This window comes from Mycolicibacterium sp. HS_4_1 (genome assembly GCF_054515875.1).
Genome location: NZ_CM137261.1, coordinates 339927 through 360712, shown reverse-complemented (window position 1 = coordinate 360712; position 20786 = coordinate 339927). Strand labels below are relative to the sequence as shown.

Here is a 20786-nt window from a genome sequence, read left to right as displayed (position 1 = left end):
CCGTGGACATTGCCATGACAAACGCGCGTACCGCCAACATGCGGTCACAGTACCGATGCTCCATCCGTCACCCCCCTCGCCGGTGAAACCTTCGCCGTGCCAGCAACATTAGGGACAGGTACTGAGGGCGCCTTAGTCTGCGCCTAAGAATCGGCTGAGTGCCTCGGTAACGCCCGCCACACCGCGTCGAGAGCCACTTCCGACATCACAATCCGTTGCACTCCAAGGCAAACCGCAGCCGTTCACCTAGCATCGAGACCGATGGTTCACAGGTCTGACGATTCCCCCGCGGTTCCGGTCAAGACCGCCGATCTGGTGCTGTCGGGTGGCGGCGTCAAGGCAATCGGATTGGTCGGCTCCGTCGTCGCTCTGGGTGACGCCGGCTACCGCGTCGGCCGGGTCTCCGGAACGTCGGCCGGCTCCCTGGTGGGCGCGGTCATCGCCGCTGCGAACCGCCGTCAGCCGGCCCGCTGCCAGCTCAGCGGCGACGACCTCCGCGAGCTGGCGATGTCGCTGCCGTACCGCAAATTCCTGGATTCCGTTGGCACCAGCCGAATTCCGGTGCTGGGAAAGTACTGGACCGCCTTCCACGGGCAGGGGATGTACCGGGGTGACGCCATCCACGACTGGGTCGCCGGCGAGTTGCGCAACCTGGGCGTAGAGACCTTCGGCGATCTGGCGCTCGACGACCGCGAACTGCCACCCGAGCAGCGCTATCGCCTGGTCGTCACCGTCGCCGACATCACCCGGGGCACGCTGGTCCGGCTGCCCTGGGACTACCGCGAGATGTACGGCCTGGATCCCGACGAACAGTCGGTCGCAGATGCGGTCAGCGCGTCGATGGCCATCCCGTTCTTCTTCCGTCCGGTGACCATCACCAGCGCCTCCGGCACGACGTCGACGCTGATCGACGGCGGACTCCTGTCGAACTTCCCGATGTACTCGCTTGATCGCACCGACGGCAAGGTCCCGCGCTGGCCCAGCTTCGGCATCACCGTCACGGCCCGGAGTCCCGCCCAGGGCGACGGCGACCCGGCCCCGGGCCTGGCACCGGTGGTCGATCTACCCGGTACACCACGCCTGCTGGAGAACCTCATCAATACCGCATTGCTCGGTCATGACCAGACCTATCTTCGGCAGCCATCCGTCGCGGCGCGCACGATAGTGGTCGATGCCGCCGGTATCGGATACCTGAATTTCGACATTTCCCAGGCGGATCGGCAGCGGCTTTATGACAACGGATACTCCGCCGCGATGGAATTCCTCAATACCTGGGACTGGCCCGCTTACCTATATCGATTTCACGCAGGTTCGGCGTGAATACTCCCGGGGCTCAGAAACGGGGACGCGGCACGCCGTCGGCACCGATGGTCAAACCGGGGCACAGATGCACCATCGCCATATCCATCACGAAAGTCGCGGAGGCTTTGTTGACCTTCAACGAATTCGAGATGTCGTTCACCGCGTCGCCGGTCGGCTCGCCGGCGTACACGAACATGTTGCAGGTCAGACGGCCCGTCTTCAGTAGGTCGGCGTCGCTGGCGCCTTTCAGCCGGCCGTGGAGCTCGGTGAGGTACGCGACCTCTGCCGCATTGGCCGCGGACTTGGTCGGCACACAGTCGAGCGGGTTACCCCTTTCGGCGCACGCCGCCATCTGGCCTGTCCCGACATCAGCCAGCGCGGGGACAGAAACGCCGAGACCAGCCACCGCCAGAGCCGCCAGCAGCTGGCCGGAAATCACACGCACAGTCATTGCCACGACACCTCCCGCCCGCCATATAAGACGCTTCCGTCAATTAATTCCGGCACCGCCCCCGCGGTGTCCGTAACGGAATAATAAAGATTGTTCGGGCATAGCGATAACCGAACGGCAAATGAACCTTTCACGACTTATCGCCGCGATAACAGCGGCGGAGTCAGACCGCGCTGCCGGTCACCCTCTGTGCGGTGAGTTGAGGTACCAGCCCGGCCGCGATCAAACGCAGTTGTCCCGACGGGTCCAGCGCATCGGGCCACGGTCCCGCCAGCGCGTCGAACTCTGCTTGATGACAAGAAACAGCCTGCTTGACCGCGCGCAGTGACACACTGCGGTCGCGGGCCCGACGACTGCACGCACATTGATGACCCGGGTGCTCGGAGCAGCCGGCCACATAACGATCGACCGCAGTTCGAAGAGTCGGGTGCACGGGACGGGCCAATGCGATGCTGCGCACCTGGCCCCTGCGCCCGATCCAGCTGACGACCACGTCTTCGCCCATGTCATCCAAGGCCTGGGCATACGCCCCCAGCTCGGCTCGCGGCGACGGGTCCCCGGCGCCGGCCGAGCCGACGATTTCGATCACCGCGTGGCCCTGCCAGTCAACGGGACGGAACCGTAAGGTCCGCCGGCCGGACCGCAGGACCTGACCGCCCGCACTCACCATCGCGCCGTCCGGCTGGACCGTATCGAAGAACCACCGCAGCCCGATGAGCAATTCGGGGAGGTATCGCGCCGCAACTCGCTCCTGCTGCCTCGACACAAGCCCTCGACTCACAGAGGGCTCAGTCCGACTATGTCGCCGCGGGACGCGCAGTCCCGCCGAGTCGGTCTCCATGGCACCTCCAGCAAATTCTTGCCGTTCGTCAAAGAATGACGTTGGTCCCATTAGAGCATGGACGACAGGTGGCCGACGATACTTCAAACGAAAGATATCCCGCAGTTCTCGCTAACGACATCAATCGAATCACAAGTAACGCGAAGACCACGCGACCCACTGGGAACGCAGGTCGCAGTACCGCAATTTGCCTGGGATTTATCGCAATCCTCGTTGCACAGACGACTGGCCGGCGGAAGCTGGCCACCAAGGAGACGGCTGGCGCACAGCTAATCCTTAGACCAGTTCCATACCTAAAGTACGTCGCGCACCTCCGGCCACACCCGCATCGCACCGCCCCCGACCCTTGCGATATCGGCAAACCAAATCCGCGATCTCGCCAGAGCCGTCGCCGCAGCCCGCGGCACACGAGCGGCACCGACCCTGTTCGCGTGTTAGCGGCGCCATTCCACCGGACAGGTGAAAGACTCGCGACGTGCACCAAATCCGCTCGCGCCGTAGCTTCCTGGCATTGGCCGCCGGCGCCGCCGGGGCCGCGGTAGTCGCCTCGTGCACCAAGCCACCGGCCTCGGGCACCGTCGCCGGCGACGGGTCGGTCACGATCAACCACGCCTTCGGCACCACCCGGATTCCCGGACCGCCCAAGAAGGTGGTGTGCGCCGGCCTCACCGGGCAGGACGAACTGCTGGCCGTCGGCGTCATACCGATAGCCGTGACCGAGTGGTTCGGAAATCAGCCCTTCGCGGTATGGCCGTGGGCCCAGCCCGCGCTGGGGCCGGCCCAGCCGACCGTGCTCAACCTGAACGACGGCATCCAGGTGGACAAGATCTCCGCGCTGAAGCCCGACCTCATCATCGCCACCAACGCCGGATTGGATGCCGACACCTACAAGAAGTTGTCGGCCATCGCGCCGACCGTCGCCCAGTCTGGCCAGGACGCCTTCTTCGAACCATGGAAGGACCAGGCCACCGCGATCGGGCAAGCCGTGTTCAAGGCCGACGACATGAAAAAGCTCATCGACGGCGTCGACGCCAAGTTCGCCGGCGCAGGCAAGGCGAACCCGCGTTTCAGCGGCCGAAAGATGTTGCTCGTCAACGGCCTTCCCACCGCCGACGGGGTGGAGATCACGCCTGCCGGGTGGCGCACCGAGTTCCTCGGTGAGATGGGCATCGCCATGCCGGACGGGCTGGACTCGTTCGCCAAGGGACAACACGCCTTCGTGCCTCGCGACCAGATGGCCACCGCGTTCCGCGGCGCCGACGTGCTGATCTGGACTCTCGACGCCGACGAGCAGCGACCCACGGTGCTGGCCGACCCGACGGTCGCGCAACTGAGTCAGGCCAAAGCCAATCGGATCGTCTTCCCCAACAAGGACTTGTCCGCAGCCATCACCTTCGCCTCGGTGCTGTCCTACCTGGCCGTGGCAGACCAGCTGCCGCCCCTGCTGGCTGCGGCGCTGGCCTGACCAAATCCGGGCCCAGACCCGGCTCCGGGTTGCACCCTTCGGCCTGCCTGCCAAGATGATCGGCGTGATCGCCACCGAGCGCCCCGAACAGCACGCCCGCTTCGCCCAGATCGGATCGGCCTACTATCCGACCCTCGTCGCGGTGTTCACGGCGCTCGTGATCATCTCCAACGTCACGGCCACCAAGGGCGTGGCTTTCGGTCCGATCATCACCGATGGCGGGTTCATCGTCTTCCCGCTCACCTACATCATCGGCGACGTGCTGTCGGAGGTGTACGGCTTCAAGGCGGCCCGGCGCGCGATCTACCTGGGCTTCGCCATGAACATCCTTGCCGCGCTGACGTTCTGGGTGACGATCTATCTACCGGCCGCCGACTTCTACCCGAACCAGGCGCACTTCGAGAACGTCGTGCACTCCTACACCCAGCTGATCATCGCGGGGCTGGCCGGCTTCATCGTCGGACAGACCATCAACGCGTGGGTCGTCGTGGCGATCAAGGAACGCACCAAGGAGAAGCACCTGTGGGCTCGACTGGTCGGCTCGACCTTCGCCGGCCAGCTCGGTGACACGCTGGTGTTCTGCGCCATCGCCGCCAACGCCATCGGCATCAGCACCTTCCACGACTTCGCCGTCTACACCGGCCAGGGCTGGCTGTACAAGACCGCCGTCGAGGTGGTTTTCCTGCCGGTGACCTACCGGGTGATCAGCCACATCAAGCGCCGCGAACCGACCTACGACATGGCCCTCTGAGTGATTGCTAAGGCTCCTCTGGCGAGGCGCTAAAGAAAGCGGAAATCACGGCTACCCGCGGGTAGCTTCGAGTGATGACCGTCACACAAGAAGCGGTGAACGCAACAACGCCCATGACGCTCCACACCGTCCGTAACTACGGCGACCAAGCCTTGCTGCTGGAATTCAACAGCACCACCGAGGTCTTGGCGTGGACCGACACGCTCCGCGCGGCGGGTTTGCCCGGCGTGCTCGACATCGTCCCGGCCTCGCGGACCATTCTGATCAAGCTCGCCGCACCGCGATATCAGATTCCCACCGGGCAGCGGCTGTCCAAGCTCCATCTCAGGGAACCGGCTGCCGTCGAAAACGGCACTCCCCAGCAGCCTGACGTGATCATCGACGTCGTATACGACGGCGTGGACCTCGATGAGGTGTCGAGGTTGACCGGCCTGGCCCCGAGCGAGGTGATCGCCGCCCACACCGGATCGCTGTGGCGCGTGGCGTTCGGTGGCTTCATGCCGGGCTTCGCCTATCTGGTGGGCGGCGACGAGCGGCTGCAGGTGCCTCGACACGGCGAGCCGCGCACCCGGGTGCCTGCCGGCTCTGTGGCACTCGCCGGCGAATTCTCCGGGGTCTATCCGCGAGAGACGCCGGGCGGCTGGCAGTTGATCGGCCACACCGACGCCAACCTGTGGGACATCGAGCGGGAGCAGCCGGAGTTGCTGGCTCCGGGTATTTCTGTGCAATTCCGGGCAATCGGTTAGGGGCGAGACGATGACCGCAACACTCGAGATTCTCAAGACGGGCCCGCTGGCGCTGGTCGAAGATCTGGGCCGCCCCGGCCTGGCCCACATGGGCGTGAGTCGCTCGGGCGCCGCCGATCGCCGCTCGCACACACTGGCCAACCGGCTGGTGGCCAACCCGAACGACCGCGCCACCATCGAGGTGACGTTCGGCGGCTTCTCCGCCCGGGTCCACGGCGGCGGGAAGGAAGGCGTCGCGGTGGCCGTCACGGGCGCCGATGCCGATCCATCGGCGAACGGAATCCCGTTCGGCACCAACAGCATTCACTACGCCCACGATGGCGAGGTGATCTCCCTGGGCGCACCGCACGCCGGTCTGCGCAGCTATGTCGCGGTCCGCGGCGGCTTCGTGGTCGACCCGGTGCTCGGCTCCCGCAGCTACGACGTGATGTCGGCGATCGGTCCGCGGCCACTGCAGGCCGGCGACATGCTGGCCGTCGGCGAGCACACCGCCGAGTTCCCGGAGGTGGATCAGGCACCCGTGGCCGCCATCGCCGAAGACCTGCTGGAACTGCTGGTGGTCCCCGGCCCGCGCGACGACTGGTTCGTCGACCCCGATGCCCTGGTGCATACGGAGTGGGTGGTCACCGACCACAGCGACCGGGTCGGGATGCGCCTCGCCGGCCGGCCTCTGCAGCACCGTTGGCCAGACCGGCATCTGTCCAGCGAGGGTACGACGCGTGGGGCAATTCAGGTACCTCCCAACGGGTTACCGGTGATCCTCGGCCCCGACCATCCGGTCACCGGCGGGTACCCGGTGATCGGTGTGGTTGCCGACCATGACATCGACAAGGTCGGCCAGATTCGCCCCGGCCAGCACGTGCGCATGCACTGGTCCAGGCCGCGTCAGCCGTTCGGTGCCTGAACCCGCGCAGGCACCAGCGCAGGCTGCGCAATCCTGGTAGAACGAGGGGGTGCACCCCACGGATCTCTCCCGCGTACACAACGTTCACACGGCGCGGCTGGTCCACACCGCTGATCTCGACGCCGAGACCCGCGAAGGCGCTCGGCAGATGGTCATCGACGCCTATCGGGAAGGCGGAGACTCCAGCAGTTCCTTTTCGGAAGCCGACTGGGAGCACTCACTCGGCGGGATGCACGCGCTGATCTGCCACCACGGCGCGATCATCGCGCACGGCGCCGTCGTCCAGCGCCGGCTCATCTACCGCAACACCGCACTGCGCTGCGGCTACGTCGAAGCCGTTGCCGTCCGCGAGGACTGGCGGGGCCAGGGGCTGGCCACCGCGGTTCTCGACGCCGTCGAGCAGGTGATCCGCGGCGCCTACGAGATCGGTGCGCTGAGCTCTTCGGACACCGCACGACCGATCTATACCGCCCGCGGCTGGCTGCCGTGGCGCGGCACGACATCTGTGTTGGCGCCGGCCGGGCTCAACCGCACGCCCGAGGACGATCGCTCCCTGTTCGTGCTGCCGGTGACGGTCGAGGTCGACACCACCGCGGACATCACCTGCGACTGGCGCGACGGCGACGTCTGGTAGCGCTGTGAGGTTTTGACCGACAAAAGCCCAGGTCACCACCGAGTGTGAGGGAAACTTCATCGTTTGCTCACCGGCGACACCGCTGAGCAACGGCTGGGTAACCAACCGGAAACACATGTTCCGTTCACTGAACACATGAGTGATCCCGATCGGGCCCCGCTCACCGGATTTCGGGTGGCGGTGACGTCCTCGCGACGTGCCGATGAGTTGTGCACCCTCCTGCGCCGCCGCGGCGCGACGGTGATCGCCGCGCCCGCCATCTCCATGGTGCCGCTGCCCGATGACGAGGAACTACGAACCAATACCCGGGCACTGATCGAAGTGCCGCCTGATGTGCTGATCGCCACCACCGGCATCGGGTTCCGCGGCTGGATGTCCGCCGCCGACGACTGGGGCCTGTCCGGCGAACTGACCGACGCCCTCAGCCGCGCCCGGATCGTCTCCCGCGGCCCCAAGGCCACGGGTGCGCTGCGCGCCGCCGGGCTGCCCGAGGAATGGTCACCCGAATCCGAGTCGTCCCGCGAAGTGCTGGGCTACCTGCTGCAGGGTGGTATCTCGGGTCTGCTGATCGCCGTTCAGCTGCACGGCGCCACCGACGAGTGGGACCCCTTCCCCGAATTTCTCGACGAACTGCGCCGCGCCGGCGCCGACGTCGTGCCGATCAGGGTCTACCGGTGGCAGCCGGTACCGCCCGGCGGTCCGTTCGACTCACTGGTCAACGACATCGCCGAGCGCCGGCTCGATGCCGTGAGCTTCACTTCGGCACCTGCGGTCGCGGCGACCCTGATGCGTGCGACCGAACTCGGCATCAATGAGCAAGTGCTGGAAGCGTTTCGGACCCAGGTGCACGCCATGTGCGTCGGACCCGTGACGGCGCGGCCGCTGGCCCGCCTGGGAGTCCCGACCTTCGCACCCGAGCGGATGCGCCTGGGCGCGCTGGCCCGCCACATCGCCGACGAACTGCCGGTATTGCAGGCCCGGAAGCTCCGGGCCGCCGGGCACGACTTGGAGATCCGTGGTACCTGCGTCGTCGTCGACGGTGTGGTCCGCGACCTGTCGCCTGCCGGCATGGCCATCGTCCGTGCGCTGGCCCTGCGGCCGGGCGCGGTGGTGTCGCGGCAGGAACTGCTGGCGGCACTGCCCGGCAGCGGCACGGACACCCACGCCGTCGAGACCGCGGTGCTGCGGCTACGAACCACGTTGGGCGACAAGGAGATCGTCGCGACCGTGGTGAAGCGTGGCTACCGGCTGGCGGTCGACGACTACTCGGCAGGTGCGCGGTGAACCCCGTCCTGGTGGCCCACGGCACCCGCAAGGGCTCGGGCGTGGCGATGATCGGTGAGCTGGCCGAGCAGGTCAGCGGTCTTCTGGATCGCCGGGTGCACACCGCGTTCGCCGACGTCATCGGACCCACTCCGGCCGAGGTGCTGTCAGGGCTGCCGTACGGCCCGGCTGTCGTCGTCCCGGCCTTCTTGTCGTCGGGGTACCACGTCCACAAGGACATTCCCGAGGGCATCGCGAAGAGCGGCCATCGGGATGTCACGGTGACGCCGGCGCTGGGGCCGTCCACCGCGATGGTCCGGGTGCTCGCCGACCGGCTGATCGAATCAGGCTGGCGGCCCGCGGATTCCGTCGTACTTGCCGCCGCCGGAACCTCGGACCCGCGCGCAGCCAGCGACCTGCGCCGGACCTGCGCCATGCTCTCGGCGACGCTGAGTAGCCGCGTCGAGCTCGCGTTCGCGATCAGTGGCACGCACTGGGTCGGTGACGTGGTGACCCGGCTGCGCAAGCGCGGCGCGGATCGGATCGCCGTAGCGTCATATCTGTTGGCCGACGGGCTCTTTCAGGACCGGCTGTACACCTGCGGGGCCGACGTGGTGACCGACCCGCTGGGCCGGCACCCCGGCGTCGCCAAACTGGTGGCCCACCGGTTCCGGACCGCCCGGTTGTCACTCGCCGCCTAGATTCTCCGCCGAAACGGTATTCCAGCAGGGCGCTACTCGCACTTTGTCTGCTGGAATACCGTTTCGGCCCATACTGGAGACATGGCCAAGCGGGCGGGCATTGACGTAGCGCTGGACACCTACCGGTTCCTTCGGGGCGGCATGTTGGTCATGGCCGTCCTGCTGGGTGCGGCGCTGGCCGTCGAGCGCACACACGCCACGTGCTGGCAGACCTCGATCAGCGCCTATTACTTCACCACCGCCCATGCCATCTTCATCGGCGCGCTGTTCGCCATCGGCGCCATGCTCATCGTGTACCAGGGTGCCAGCGACACCGAGAACACCCTGCTCAACCTGGCCGGGGTGCTGGCCTTCGTGATCGCCGTCGTCCCCACGACGCGGCCCGTACTACAGTGCGGCACAGCCGATCCCGTGGCCGTGAAAACCGGAGCGGCGGTGCTGTTCAATGCCTGGACGGTCGCGGCGGTGCTCGCCGGTTCGCGCGTCGCATCGTGGTTGTTGTTCCGGCCCGCCCAGCCCGACACCATGCTGGGTAGCGCCGCGAGGTGGCTGCAGCGCGCCGTGCTGGGGACCGGTGCCGTGGTTCTGATCACCGCTCCGGACTGGTTCCAGGTCAATGCCCACGGCATCGCCGCTGCCGTGATGTTCGGCGCCATTGTGCTGACGGTGTTCAGCTCGGCGTTCGGCACCGCCCCATCGTGCGGAAGCCGATTCCGTGGTGCCTACCAGACGATCTCACTGCTGATGGCCGGTACCCTGCTGACTACCGTGGTCCTCCACCTCACCCTCGATGGCTTCAACCATGCGGTGCTGATCGCGGAGATCGCGCTGATCGTCGAATTCACGGCGTACTGGGTGTTGCAGACCATCGAGGACAACAGCTGCACTCGCTGACTTACGCCGAAACGGCATTCCAGCAGACAAAGTGCGAGTAGACACCTGCTGGAATGCCGTTTCGGGGGGAGGACTACGCCGCGACGTCGACGCCCAGCGGTCCGATCTCGACCAACCCGGCCCACACCCGGATCGGGTAGACGGGCAGGCTCACCGAGGGATCATCAAGGCAGACACCGTCATCCAGGGCGAAGGCCTGCTTCTTGATGGGGCTCTGCACGCAGGCCCGGCCGGCGCGGTCCCCGACGAGCCCACGCGACATCACTGCCGCACCGGAGAACGGGTCGATATTGCCGACCGCGTACAGCGAACCGTCGTGCAGACGGAACAGCGCCGCCTGCGTGCCGTCGGGCAGCAGCACCCCGGCGCCGCGTCCGGGCACCAGCCGGTGGTACGAGCAGACCGCCGTCCACTCCGAACGGTCCTGGTACTGAGTCACTTCGGACAGGTCGTTGAGAGTCATCGTGGCCTCCTGATCAGCTCTTGGCGGGCGGGACGGTGGGCATGCCGATCGGCACCTTGCGGCCGTTGCGTTCGGTGAACTCGATGGTCGGGTCCGCGACGTCGGGCGCGTTGACGAACGAGACGAACTGCGACAGCTTCGCGCGGTCGTCGAGCACGCCCTTCCACTCGCACGAGTAGCCGTCGACGTGCCGTTCCATGGCGGCTTCGAATTCGCTTGCCAGACCGAGAGAGTCGTTGCAGACGACGTCGCGGACGTGGTCCAGCCCCATCTGGTCGACCCACGGCGCGGTGCGCTGCAGCCGGTCCGCGGTGCGGATGTAGAACATCAGGAACCGGTCGATGTAGCGGACCAGGGTCTCGTCGTCGAGATCGCCGGCCAGCAGCTGCGCGTGCGCGGGCGTCATACCGCCGTTGCCGCCGACGTACAGGTTCCAGCCGGTCTCGGTGGCGATGACACCGACGTCCTTGCCGCGGGCCTCGGCGCATTCCCGGGCGCAGCCGGAGACTCCCATCTTGATCTTGTGCGGCGACCGCAGTCCGCGGTAGCGCAGCTCCAGATCGATGGCCATCTGCACCGAATCCTGCTGTCCGTACCGGCACCAGTCACTGCCGACGCAGCTCTTGACGGTGCGCAGCGACTTGCCGTACGCCTGCCCGGACTCCATACCGCCGTCGACCAGGCGCCGCCAGATTTCCGGCAGCTGGTCCACCCGCGCGCCGAACATGTCGATCCGCTGACCACCGGTGATCTTGGTGTAAAGCCCGAAGTCCCTGGCGATCTCACCGATCAGGATCAGCTGCTCCGGGGTGATGTCGCCGCCCGGAACACGCGGGACCACCGAGTAGCTGCCGTTCTTCTGGATGTTGGCCAGGAAGTGGTCGTTCGAGTCCTGCAGGGCCGCCTGCTCGCCGTCGAGGATGTGGCCGCTGCTGGTCGACGCCAGGATCGAGGCGATGGCGGGTTTGCAGATGTCGCAACCCTTTCCGGTGCCGAACTTCTCGATCAGGCCCGAGAACTTCCGGATCTCGGTGGCCGAGATGATCTCGAAGAGCTCGGCCCGCGACTGCGGGAAGTGCTCACACAGCGCCTTGGACTGCTCAACGCCCTGGGCCTCCAGGAGTTGCTTGAGAAGCGGAACACACGAGCCGCACGAGGTTCCAGCCTTGGTGCAGGCCTTCAGGCCGGCGACGTCCGAGCAGCCGCCTTCGATCGCGCCGCACAGGTCGCCCTTGGTGACGTTGTTGCACGAGCAGATCTGCGCGGCGTCCGGCAGGGCGCCCACACCGAGAGCGCCTGCGCCCTCACCGGACCCGGCCGGCGCGATCAGTGCCAGCGGATCGCCGGGCAGCGCCTCGCCGACCATAGGGCGCAGCACGCCGTACGACGACGCGTCACCGACCAGGATGCCACCCAACAGTGTCTGGGCGTCGTCGGACAGCACCAGCTTGGCATAGGTCTGCTTCACCGGGTCGTTGACCACGACCTGCAGGCAGTCGGGCGTAACACCTTGGGCGTCACCGAAACTCGCCACGTCGACGCCGAGCAGCTTCAGCTTGGTCGACATGTCCGCCTCGGGGAATTCCGCAGCGCCACCGAGCAGACGGTCGGCGACCACCTCGGCGGTGGTGTAACCGGGACCGACCAGGCCGTAGCACCGGCCCTCGACCGCAGCCACCTCACCGATCGCGTAGATGTCGGGATCGCTTGTCACACAGGACAGGTCGGTCAGGACGCCACCGCGTTCGGCCAGCTCCAGGCCGGCGTCGCGGGCCAGTTCGTCCCGCGGACGCACACCGGCGGCGAAGATGACCAGGCCGGCGTCGATCAGGGTGCCGTCGCTCAGCAGCACGCGCACGCCCTCGTCGAGCGGCTCGATGGCGTCGGTGCCGACATCCAGGTGCACAGAGATGCCCAGCTTGCCGATCATGCGGGCCAGCAGCGCACCGCCGGCGTCGTCGAGCTGCTGGTTCATCGGACGCGGCGCCCGCTCGACGATGTGGGCCTGCATGCCGAACTGGCGCAACGCGTTCGCCGCCTCCAGGCCGAGCAGGCCACCACCGATGACCACACCGGTGTTGTTGCCGTGTTCCGCCGAACGATTCATGGCGGCACGGATGCCGTCCAGGTCGTCGAGCGTGCGGTAGACGTAGCAGCCGGGAAGCTGGTGGCCGGGCACCGGCGGCACGAAAGCGTAGGAGCCCGTGGCCAACACGAGCTTGTCGTACGCGATGCCGCGGCCCGACTCCGTCACCACCGTCTTGGTGGCACGGTCGATACCGCCGACCTTGTCGGCCAGCACCAGGTCGACCAGTCCGTCGCCGTCATACCCGTTGCCGGGCAACGCCAGCTTGGATCGATCCCAGTGCTCCGTGTAACCCGTGAGCCCCACCCGGTCATAGGCAGCATCCGCTTCTTCGGACAACACTGTGATGCGCCATTGGCCCGCGGCATCCCGCGAGCGCAGCGCCTCGACGAGACGGTGGCCGACCATTCCGTGGCCTACGACCACAAGGTTCTTCGCGTCCATGCCCCAAAAGGTAGGGAGCCGATATTGCGAATTGTGTTGCCGCGTGTGAATCGACCGTCACGCTCTTCTCACATGCAGCGGAAAAGGCCCGTGAAGTGAGTGGCCCGAGTCACAGACCTGCGCCGATCTACCCCACGCCGGCGGGTGGGGCCGGGGTCGCCGTGCTGTACGGGTTGTAGATCGTGGTGGTCGTGGTGGGGTAGGTCCCGTACCCGGCGGTGCTCGACGGCGTGTAGGTGGTGCTGGTCGACGGCGTCGTGCTGGTCTCGTCCGTGGTCGACGTGTCCGGTGTGGTTTCCGTCGTCGTTGTCGTGGTCGTTGTTGTCGTCGTCGTGGTGGTGCGAGTCGTCGTCCGCTTGGTGGTCGTGGGATGCGTCGTCAACACCGTCGGTTCATCTACCGGCCCGGATGGCTGTTCGGACTCCCCGGAGGTCTGAATCACCTGGTAGATCAGGATGATCAACAACACCGCGGCGGCAACGCCGGCGGCCCACCACAACCCGTGGTTCTCCTGGGCATCGTCGGGGTCGTTCACTGCCATCGCGCCAGAATATCGGCGGCCTGCACGGCCAGTGCCCGCTGGAGGAACGGTCCGAAGCTGATGCGCCCGACACCCAGCGGGCCGAAGGATGCGGGGTCGTCGGACTCCGGGATCGCAATGGCGTTGACCGGCAACGGAAGATCCGCGGCCAGCCGGCGCAGGGTGTCGTCATCGTGGCGGCCCACCGGATACAGGGAGTCGGCGCCGGCCTCGGCACACAGCTTCAGGCGCTGCACAGCGCGTTCGTACCGGTCGGCCTCGTCGCCGATCTGTCGCAGGAAAAGGTCGGTGCGCGCATTGATCACCACTTGGACCCCCGAAGCGTCTGCCGCCCTGCGCAATTCACCGACCAGGCCGGCGTGCTCCTGCGCGTCCCGGATGCGGCCACCGTCCTTGTGCACTGTGTCTTCGATGTTCAGACCCACCGCACCCGCGGCCAGCAGACCAGTGATGATGCGGCTCGGGGCCTCGCCGTAACCGGATTCGACGTCGACGGACACCGGCACGTCGACAGCCGAGGTGATCTGGGCGACGCGCGTGGTGAGGTCGTCGAATGACATGCCCTCGCCGTCGGGTTTGCCCACGGAGTCGGCCACCGGATGACTGCCGACCGTCAGCGCCGAGAACCCGGCGGACACGGCCAGCGTCGCCGACCAGGCGTCCCACACCGTCGGGAGGACGACCGGATTTCCCGGCTGGTGCAGGGCCAATAGTGCTTCGGCGCGCTGCGCCAGAACCGCGTCGGACATGCTCACACCGTACCGACAGGCATCCGTCGGACATGCCGACACCGCTGCCATAAACGTGACCTGTCTCACTTTCATCTCGAGATCTGACTACCATCCGGTGTCGTAATGTGATCCATGACACTCTTCGGTCCAAGGAGGTCGCCCGATGTCCACTACCACTGAGCTCGCCGAACTACACGAGTTGATCGGCGGCCTGCGTCGCTGCGTCAGCTCCCTGGCAGCCAAGTACGGGGACTCCCCCGCCATGCGCCGGATCGCCAACGACGCCGAGCGCATGATCAACGACATCGAGCGGCTGGATATCGACGTCGAAGAGCTGGAATTCAGCCGCGGCATCAAGCACCAGCACGCCAAGGAAAAGATCGCCATCCCCGATCACGACTACTCCAGCGACTTCTGGCGTGACGTGAACGACGGTGGCGTCGGCGGCTGATTTCGAGGTGGGCGCGGCTTCCCGGCAAGGAATGGTGCGCCCACCATCCGTCTCCGTCCCAACTTCATAGGTAGACCCTGCCCCCAACTGAAATCGAGGCCGTCTTCGTGAGCGCACCCGCCGCCAACCGTCCCGGGACCGGCGTTTTCTCCCCCACGCGTGCGCAGATATCGCAGCGCACCCTGCGGACCGATAACTGGCTCAAATCCCCGATTCTCATCGACCTGGGTTTCGCGGCATTCGTCATCTACGCGACGGTGCGCGCCTTCCAGCGGGACCACTTCTACGTCGCGGACTACCACTACCTGACGCCGTTCTACTCACCGTGCCTGAGCGTCAAGTGCGGTGCGGCCAGCGAGTTCTGGCCCCAGATTCTGCCGGCCGACGGACCGCTGTCGCTGCTTCCCTTCGCGGCCCTGTCCCTGCCGTTCCTGCTGCTGTTCCGGCTGACGTGCTACTACTACCGCGGTGCCTACTACCGCACCGTGTGGCAGTCCCCGACCGCGTGCGCCGTCGCCGAACCGCACGCCAAATACACCGGTGAGACGCGGTTCCCGCTGATCATCCAGAACACCCACCGGTACTTCTTCTACATCGCGGTCATCATCTCGGTGATCAACACCTACGATGCCATCGTCGCGTTCCGCTCGCCCAGCGGTTTCGGCTTCGGGCTCGGCAACATCATCCTGCTGGGCAACGTCATCATGCTGTGGGTCTACACGGTGTCCTGCCACTCCTGCCGGCACGTCACCGGCGGCCGGCTCAAGCACTTCTCGAAACACCCTGTGCGCTACTGGATCTGGACCCAGGTCAGCAAGCTCAACACCCGCCACAAGATGTACGCGTGGATCACCCTCGGCACCCTGATGTTCACGGACTTCTACGTCATGGCCGTGTCGGCCGGGTGGTTCAGCGACCTGCGTTTCGTGGGCTGAGTCAAACATTCTGATTTTCAACACTATTCACAACAAACTGGAGTTATTTCATGGCTGAACTCGAACGGCACGAGTACGACGTCGTCGTAATCGGAGCCGGCGGGGCGGGGTTGCGTGCGGTCATCGAGGCCCGGGAACAGGGTCTGCGCGTCGCGGTGGTGTGTAAGTCGTTGTTCGGCAAAGCCCACACCGTCATGGCCGAGGGCGGCTGCGCCGCGTCCATGCGGAATGCGAACTCCAAGGACAGCTGGCAGGTGCACTTCGGTGACACCATGCGCGGCGGCAAGTTCCTGAACAACTGGCGCATGGCCGAGCTGCACGCCCGCGAAGCACCGGACCGCGTCTGGGAGCTGGAGACCTACGGCGCCCTGTTCGACCGCACGAAGGACGGCCGGATCAGCCAACGCAACTTCGGTGGCCACACCTACCCGCGCCTGGCGCACGTCGGTGACCGCACCGGCCTCGAGATCATCCGCACCATGCAGCAGAAGATCGTCTCGCTGCAGCAGGAAGATTTCGCCGAAACGGGTGACTACGAGGCCCGCATCAAGGTCTTCCACGAGTGCACCATCACCGAGCTGGTGAAAGACGGCGACCGCATCGCCGGCGCGTTCGGCTATTGGCGTGAATCGGGCCGGTTCGTGCTGTTCGAGGCGCCGGCCGTGGTACTGGCCACCGGCGGTATCGGCAAGTCGTTCAAGGTGTCGTCGAACTCCTGGGAGTACACCGGCGACGGGCACGCCCTGGCCCTGCGGGCCGGCGCGACGCTCATCAACATGGAGTTCATCCAGTTCCACCCGACGGGCATGGTGTGGCCGCCCTCGGTGAAGGGCATCCTGGTCACCGAAGGCGTGCGCGGCGACGGCGGAGTGCTCAAGAACTCCGAGGGCAAGCGGTTCATGTTCGACTACATCCCCTCGGTGTTCAAGGGCCAGTACGCCGAAACCGAAGAAGAAGCCGACCAGTGGCTCAAGGACAACGACTCCGCACGGCGCACCCCTGACCTGCTGCCGCGCGACGAGGTGGCACGCGCCATCAACTCCGAGGTCAAGGCCGGCCGCGGCACCCCGCACGGCGGGGTCTACCTCGACATCGCCTCGCGTATCCCCACCGAGGAGATCAAGAAGCGCCTGCCGTCGATGTACCACCAGTTCATGGAGCTGGCCGAGGTCGACATCACCAAGGACGAGATGGAGGTCGGCCCGACCTGCCACTACGTCATGGGTGGCATCGAGGTCGATCCCGACACCGGAGCGGCCCGCACGCCCGGCCTGTTCGCGGCCGGCGAGTGCTCGGGCGGTATGCACGGCTCCAACCGGCTCGGCGGTAACTCCCTGAGCGACCTGCTGGTGTTCGGCCGTCGGGCCGGCCTCGGCGCGGCGCAGTACGTGAAGTCACTGTCGGCGCGGCCGACGGTCTCCGATGCTTCCCTGGCCACCGCGGCGCGCGAAGCCTTGGCGCCGTTCGACGAGCACGTCGGCGCGGAGAACCCGTACACCCTGCACACCGAGTTGCAGCAGTCGATGAACGACCTGGTCGGCATCATCCGCACCAAGGATGAGATCGAAGCGGCATTGAACAAGCTCGATGATCTGAAGCGCCGGATGCACAACATCACCGTCGAGGGCCACCGCCAGTTCAACCCCGGTTGGCACCTGGCCGTCGATATGCGGAACATGCTGCTGGTCAGCGAATGTGTGGCCAAGGCTGCGCTGGCGCGCACGGAGAGCCGCGGCGGCCACACCCGCGACGACTACCCGGAGATGAGCGCCGATTGGCGCAACATCTTGTTGGTGTGCAGCGCCCAGATGGACGGGGCAGGCGACTCCATTGTTCCGAACGTGACGGTCACCCCGGAACAGCAGGTGCCCATGCCGGCCGAACTGCTCGCCTGCTTCGAACTGTCGGAGCTGGAGAAGTACTACACCGACGCCGAACTGGCCGCCCACCCGGAACGGAGCTAGCCATGAGCAACAGCTACCAAGCCAATCTGCGGGTCTGGCGTGGTGACGACACCGGCGGCGGTCTCGACGACTTCAAGGTCGAGGTCAACGAAGGTGAGGTGGTGCTCGACATCATCCACCGCATCCAGGCCACTCAGGCCCCCGACCTGGCGGTCCGGTGGAACTGTAAGGCCGGCAAGTGCGGGTCGTGTTCGGCGGAGGTCAACGGCCGTCCCCGGCTGATGTGCATGACGCGGATGTCGACGTTCGACCCGGCCGAAACCGTCACCGTCACCCCGCTGCGGGCGTTCCCGATCATGCGCGACCTGGTGACCGACGTGTCTTTCAACTACGAAAAGGCGCGCCAGATCCCGTCTTTCGCGCCGCCGAAGGACCTCAAGCCCGGCGAGTACCGGATGCAGCAAGAAGATGTCGAGCGGTCACAGGAGTTCCGCAAGTGCATCGAGTGCTTCCTGTGCCAGAACACCTGCCACGTGGTGCGTGACCACGAGGAGAACAAGCAGGCCTTCGCCGGGCCGCGGTATCTCATGCGCGTGGCGGAGCTGGACATGCACCCGCTGGACACCCTGGACCGCAAGGACATGGCCCAGGACGAATTCGGCCTGGGCTACTGCAACATCACCAAGTGCTGCACCGAGGTCTGCCCCGAGCACATCAAGATCACCGACAACGCGTTGATCCCGATGAAGGAGCGCGTCGCCGACCGCAAGTACGACCCGATCGTCTGGCTGGGTAACAAGCTGTTCCGCCGGTAGGCGCCGACATGCGTCGAGATCGACGAAATGGTCGTTCCCAGCTCTCGGGAACGACCATTTCGTTCATGTCGAGCCGATTTGGCTTCGCATGCCGATCGGGCGGGGACAGCGATGTTTCGGCGTACGCTCGGAAGGGCAGCCAATCCGTGACGAAAGGCAGCCAGATGGGCCAACCAGAAACGCACAGCGTCAACGACATTCGGACCGCAATCCGCGAGCTCACGGCGCGCGCCGAGCTGGCACGCAAGGAAGGCCGGCCAGACGACGCCGCAGAACTCGAGCAGCGCGTCGCGGGGTACCGCCAGGAACTGGCCGCAAAACCCTAGCGCGGCATGCGTGAGCCGACGGCGTGTCGCCTCTACTTACATTGCCTTCGATTCGGAGCTGTCATCATCGGCTGACATCGTCAACACATGATGACAATGTCGCGATTTGTGACGAGTCTGGACCGAACATGCCGACGGTAGAGGCGGCACTCCTGCGCCGCGACCCGGCGGTGGCTCAAGCCTCCAGACGGCGGAATGCGCTGCGGTGGAAGACCATCGGCTCGACGTCGGGGTTGATGACGATGTCGCTGATCGCCAGCACCACGATGGTGTGATCGCCGGCGGGAACCAGCTGATCGATCGACGTCTCCAGCCACACGCTGGTGCCGTGAATGAACAGCGCGCCGTTGTCCCGCGCCTCGGTCTCCATGCCCGCGAAGCGGTCACCGGTCTTGGCGGCCAGGGTGCGCGCCGCGGTGTCGTGCTGCTGCCCGAGCACGCTGATTCCCAGCGCCGGCAGATCCTTGAGCTTCGGCCAGGTGGTCGAGGTGTTCTGCACGCAGAACGAGACCAGCGGCGGTTCCAGCGACACCGGTACGAACGTGCTCGCGGCCAGGCCCACTTTTTCGCCGCTGACGTGGGCGGCGATGGCGACGACGCCGGTCGGGAAGTGGCCGAACGCCGCGCGCAGGGACGCCGGGCTGAGATCTGTAGAGCTCATAGTCCGTCCATCTTCACACGGCACTCCCCGAGCACCCAAGCAAGCGTCCGCTTGGCGGGAAACGGCGCGGCTACCCGCTCAGATAACGCGACAACGAATCGTCGACGGCCTCGGGGGTGAATCCCGTCGCCACCAGCTTCTGATTGTCGAGCACGCTGCTGCGCGGCCGCGGTGCCACCGCTCTGGTCGCCGCGGCGAAGTAGTCCGCAGTGCTGACACCCGTCACCCGCTCCGGACTGTGACCGGACAGCTCGAATACCCGGCGGGCGATGTCCGCCCACGACATCGCCGGCCCGCCGCCGGTGACGTTGTACGTCCCGTACGGGGCGCCCGTCGTGGTGAGGTGCCGGACGGCCCGGGCCAGCTCCGAGGCGAACGTCAGCCGCCCGAACTGGTCGTCGACCACCGACGGGTCGACGCCACGTTCGGCCAGCGACACCATGGTGCGGACGAAGTTGTGGCCGTCGCCGATCACCCAGGACGTCCGCAGGATGTAGTGCCGCGGCACCGTCGCGACGAGTTGGTCGCCGGCCGCCTTGGTCTGGCCGTACACCCCGAGCGGGGCGATCGGGTCGTCCTCCCGATACGGGGATTCGGAGGTGCCGTCGAAGACGTAGTCACTGGAGAAGTGGACCAGCGTGAGGCCGCGCGCGGCCGCGATACGCGCCAGTGCCGCAACGCCGGTGACATTGACAGCCCAGGCACCAACCCGACCGCTCGGCGTCTCGGCGTCGTCCACCACGGTGTACGCGGCGGCGTTGATGACGGTGTCGTAGTCCTGCCAGCGGACGGCCGTCCCCAGGTCGCCGGTCAGGTCCACGTCGTCGCGCGTGACGAACTCGACGGCCGGGTCGGCGCCGTACTCGGCTCGCAGGGCCCGGCCGAGTTGGCCATTCGCGCCGAGTACCAGCGTCTTTCGTGGCGCGACGGGCTTGATGTCGGCCAGCCGGGGATGAGCCCGGTCCTTGGCCGACAGCTCGGCGCGCTCGAGCGGAATCGGCCAGTCGATGGCCAGCGACTCGTCGGCCAGATTTACCGAAACATAGTGGGCGTCAGACGAATAGTGGTCGTTGACCAGATAGACGTAGGCGGTGTCGGATTCCAGGGTCTGGAACGCGTTGCCGACCCCGCGGGGGACGAATACCGCGCGCGACGGGTCCAGTTCGGCGGTGAAGACCGTCCCGAACGTCGGGCCGTCCCGTAGATCGACCCACGCACCGAAGATGCGGCCCGTCGCAACAGACACGAACTTGTCCCACGGTTCGGCATGGATGCCGCGGGTGGTGCCCGCCGCGTCATTGAACGAGATGTTGTTCTGCACAGGCCCGAAGTCCGGCAGCCCGAGCGCCGTCATCTTCTCGCGCTGCCAGTTCTCCTTGAACCAGCCGCGGTTGTCGCCGTGAACCGGCAGTTCCCAGATGGTCAGTCCAGGGATCGGTGTGGTGTTGGCGGACAACGGTTTTCCGTACTCGGTCAC

Annotated in this window: 22 protein-coding genes; 14 read left to right on the top strand and 8 right to left on the bottom strand. The window is 66.3% G+C overall.

Annotation, left to right across the window (positions count from 1 at the left end; translation table 11 throughout):
• Positions 1-261 precede the first annotated feature (261 nt).
• Positions 262-1320, top strand: a complete 1059-nt coding sequence (locus ACX12F_RS01525) for a patatin-like phospholipase family protein (RefSeq protein ID WP_459367962.1) — start codon at positions 262-264, stop codon at positions 1318-1320.
• Between the two features lie 13 nt (positions 1321-1333).
• Here the strand turns inward: ACX12F_RS01525 and ACX12F_RS01520 are convergent, their stop codons facing one another.
• Both ACX12F_RS01520 and ACX12F_RS01515 read right to left on the bottom strand, forming a co-directional pair.
• Positions 1334-1753 carry a DUF732 domain-containing protein gene (locus ACX12F_RS01520; RefSeq protein WP_459367961.1) on the bottom strand — a complete coding sequence of 140 codons (420 nt, stop codon included), beginning with the start codon at positions 1751-1753 and terminating at the stop codon, positions 1334-1336.
• A 163-nt stretch (positions 1754-1916) separates the two neighbouring features.
• The gene (locus ACX12F_RS01515) at positions 1917-2519 is read right to left on the bottom strand and encodes a hypothetical protein (RefSeq protein WP_459367960.1); all 603 of its coding nucleotides are present in this window, start codon (positions 2517-2519) and stop codon (positions 1917-1919) included.
• A 550-nt stretch (positions 2520-3069) separates the two neighbouring features.
• Here ACX12F_RS01515 and ACX12F_RS01510 point away from each other — a divergent pair.
• From ACX12F_RS01510 to ACX12F_RS01475, 8 genes are all read left to right on the top strand, one after another.
• Positions 3070-4059: an ABC transporter substrate-binding protein gene (locus ACX12F_RS01510; protein WP_459367959.1), complete on the top strand. Its 990-nt coding sequence runs from the start codon at positions 3070-3072 to the stop codon at positions 4057-4059.
• A 67-nt stretch (positions 4060-4126) separates the two neighbouring features.
• Complete coding sequence (locus tag ACX12F_RS01505) at positions 4127-4810, top strand: queuosine precursor transporter (protein WP_459370208.1); 684 nt, start codon at positions 4127-4129, stop codon at positions 4808-4810.
• 74 nt (positions 4811-4884) lie between these two features.
• Complete coding sequence (locus ACX12F_RS01500; protein WP_459367958.1) at positions 4885-5556, top strand: 5-oxoprolinase subunit B family protein; 672 nt, start codon at positions 4885-4887, stop codon at positions 5554-5556.
• Positions 5557-5566: 10 nt separating this feature from the next.
• On the top strand, positions 5567-6460 hold the full coding sequence (locus tag ACX12F_RS01495) for a 5-oxoprolinase/urea amidolyase family protein (RefSeq protein WP_459367957.1): 894 nt from the start codon (positions 5567-5569) through the stop codon (positions 6458-6460).
• A 49-nt stretch (positions 6461-6509) separates the two neighbouring features.
• Complete coding sequence (locus ACX12F_RS01490) at positions 6510-7094, top strand: GNAT family N-acetyltransferase (RefSeq protein WP_459367956.1); 585 nt, start codon at positions 6510-6512, stop codon at positions 7092-7094.
• A 135-nt stretch (positions 7095-7229) separates the two neighbouring features.
• The gene (locus tag ACX12F_RS01485; protein ID WP_459367955.1) at positions 7230-8378 is read left to right on the top strand and encodes a uroporphyrinogen-III synthase; all 1149 of its coding nucleotides are present in this window, start codon (positions 7230-7232) and stop codon (positions 8376-8378) included.
• Positions 8375-9058 carry a sirohydrochlorin chelatase gene (locus ACX12F_RS01480; RefSeq protein WP_459367954.1) on the top strand — a complete coding sequence of 228 codons (684 nt, stop codon included), beginning with the start codon at positions 8375-8377 and terminating at the stop codon, positions 9056-9058. The genes ACX12F_RS01485 and ACX12F_RS01480 overlap by 4 nt, the downstream gene beginning before the upstream one ends.
• A gap of 81 nt (positions 9059-9139) precedes the next feature.
• Entirely contained in the window at positions 9140-9952 is an 813-nt protein-coding gene (locus ACX12F_RS01475; protein WP_459367953.1) for a hypothetical protein, read from the top strand.
• 73 nt (positions 9953-10025) lie between these two features.
• Here ACX12F_RS01475 and nirD read toward each other — a convergent pair whose 3' ends face one another.
• The 4 genes from nirD to ACX12F_RS01455 all read right to left on the bottom strand — a co-directional run bounded on the left by nirD (position 10026) and on the right by ACX12F_RS01455 (position 14235).
• Positions 10026-10415 (bottom strand): nitrite reductase small subunit NirD, encoded by a 390-nt coding sequence (gene nirD / locus ACX12F_RS01470; RefSeq protein WP_061001460.1) that lies wholly within the window; start codon positions 10413-10415, stop codon positions 10026-10028.
• A 13-nt stretch (positions 10416-10428) separates the two neighbouring features.
• On the bottom strand, positions 10429-12945 hold the full coding sequence (gene nirB, locus ACX12F_RS01465; protein ID WP_459367952.1) for a nitrite reductase large subunit NirB: 2517 nt from the start codon (positions 12943-12945) through the stop codon (positions 10429-10431).
• 127 nt (positions 12946-13072) lie between these two features.
• The gene (locus ACX12F_RS01460) at positions 13073-13486 is read right to left on the bottom strand and encodes a hypothetical protein (RefSeq protein ID WP_459367951.1); all 414 of its coding nucleotides are present in this window, start codon (positions 13484-13486) and stop codon (positions 13073-13075) included.
• Positions 13477-14235 (bottom strand): isocitrate lyase/PEP mutase family protein, encoded by a 759-nt coding sequence (locus tag ACX12F_RS01455; protein ID WP_459367950.1) that lies wholly within the window; start codon positions 14233-14235, stop codon positions 13477-13479. The genes ACX12F_RS01460 and ACX12F_RS01455 overlap by 10 nt, the downstream gene beginning before the upstream one ends.
• 145 nt (positions 14236-14380) lie before the next feature.
• Here ACX12F_RS01455 and ACX12F_RS01450 point away from each other — a divergent pair, with 145 nt between their 5' ends.
• From ACX12F_RS01450 to ACX12F_RS01430, 5 genes are all read left to right on the top strand, one after another.
• Positions 14381-14668: an Rv0250c family protein gene (locus tag ACX12F_RS01450; RefSeq protein ID WP_459367949.1), complete on the top strand. Its 288-nt coding sequence runs from the start codon at positions 14381-14383 to the stop codon at positions 14666-14668.
• A 107-nt stretch (positions 14669-14775) separates the two neighbouring features.
• A complete protein-coding gene (locus ACX12F_RS01445) occupies positions 14776-15603 on the top strand; it encodes a succinate dehydrogenase subunit SdhC (protein ID WP_459367948.1) in 828 nt (275 codons plus the stop codon).
• Positions 15604-15653: 50 nt separating this feature from the next.
• Positions 15654-17567, top strand: coding sequence for a fumarate reductase/succinate dehydrogenase flavoprotein subunit (locus ACX12F_RS01440; protein WP_459367947.1), 1914 nt, complete (start codon positions 15654-15656; stop codon positions 17565-17567).
• 2 nt (positions 17568-17569) lie between these two features.
• Positions 17570-18322: a succinate dehydrogenase/fumarate reductase iron-sulfur subunit gene (locus tag ACX12F_RS01435; protein WP_459367946.1), complete on the top strand. Its 753-nt coding sequence runs from the start codon at positions 17570-17572 to the stop codon at positions 18320-18322.
• A gap of 164 nt (positions 18323-18486) precedes the next feature.
• A complete protein-coding gene (locus ACX12F_RS01430; protein ID WP_459367945.1) occupies positions 18487-18648 on the top strand; it encodes a hypothetical protein in 162 nt (53 codons plus the stop codon).
• 175 nt (positions 18649-18823) lie between these two features.
• On the opposite strand, the gene ACX12F_RS01425 is transcribed toward ACX12F_RS01430, so the two are convergent.
• Entirely contained in the window at positions 18824-19309 is a 486-nt protein-coding gene (locus ACX12F_RS01425; RefSeq protein WP_459367944.1) for a flavin reductase family protein, read from the bottom strand.
• Between the two features lie 70 nt (positions 19310-19379).
• The gene (locus ACX12F_RS01420) at positions 19380-20786 is read right to left on the bottom strand and encodes a sugar nucleotide-binding protein (protein WP_459367943.1); all 1407 of its coding nucleotides are present in this window, start codon (positions 20784-20786) and stop codon (positions 19380-19382) included.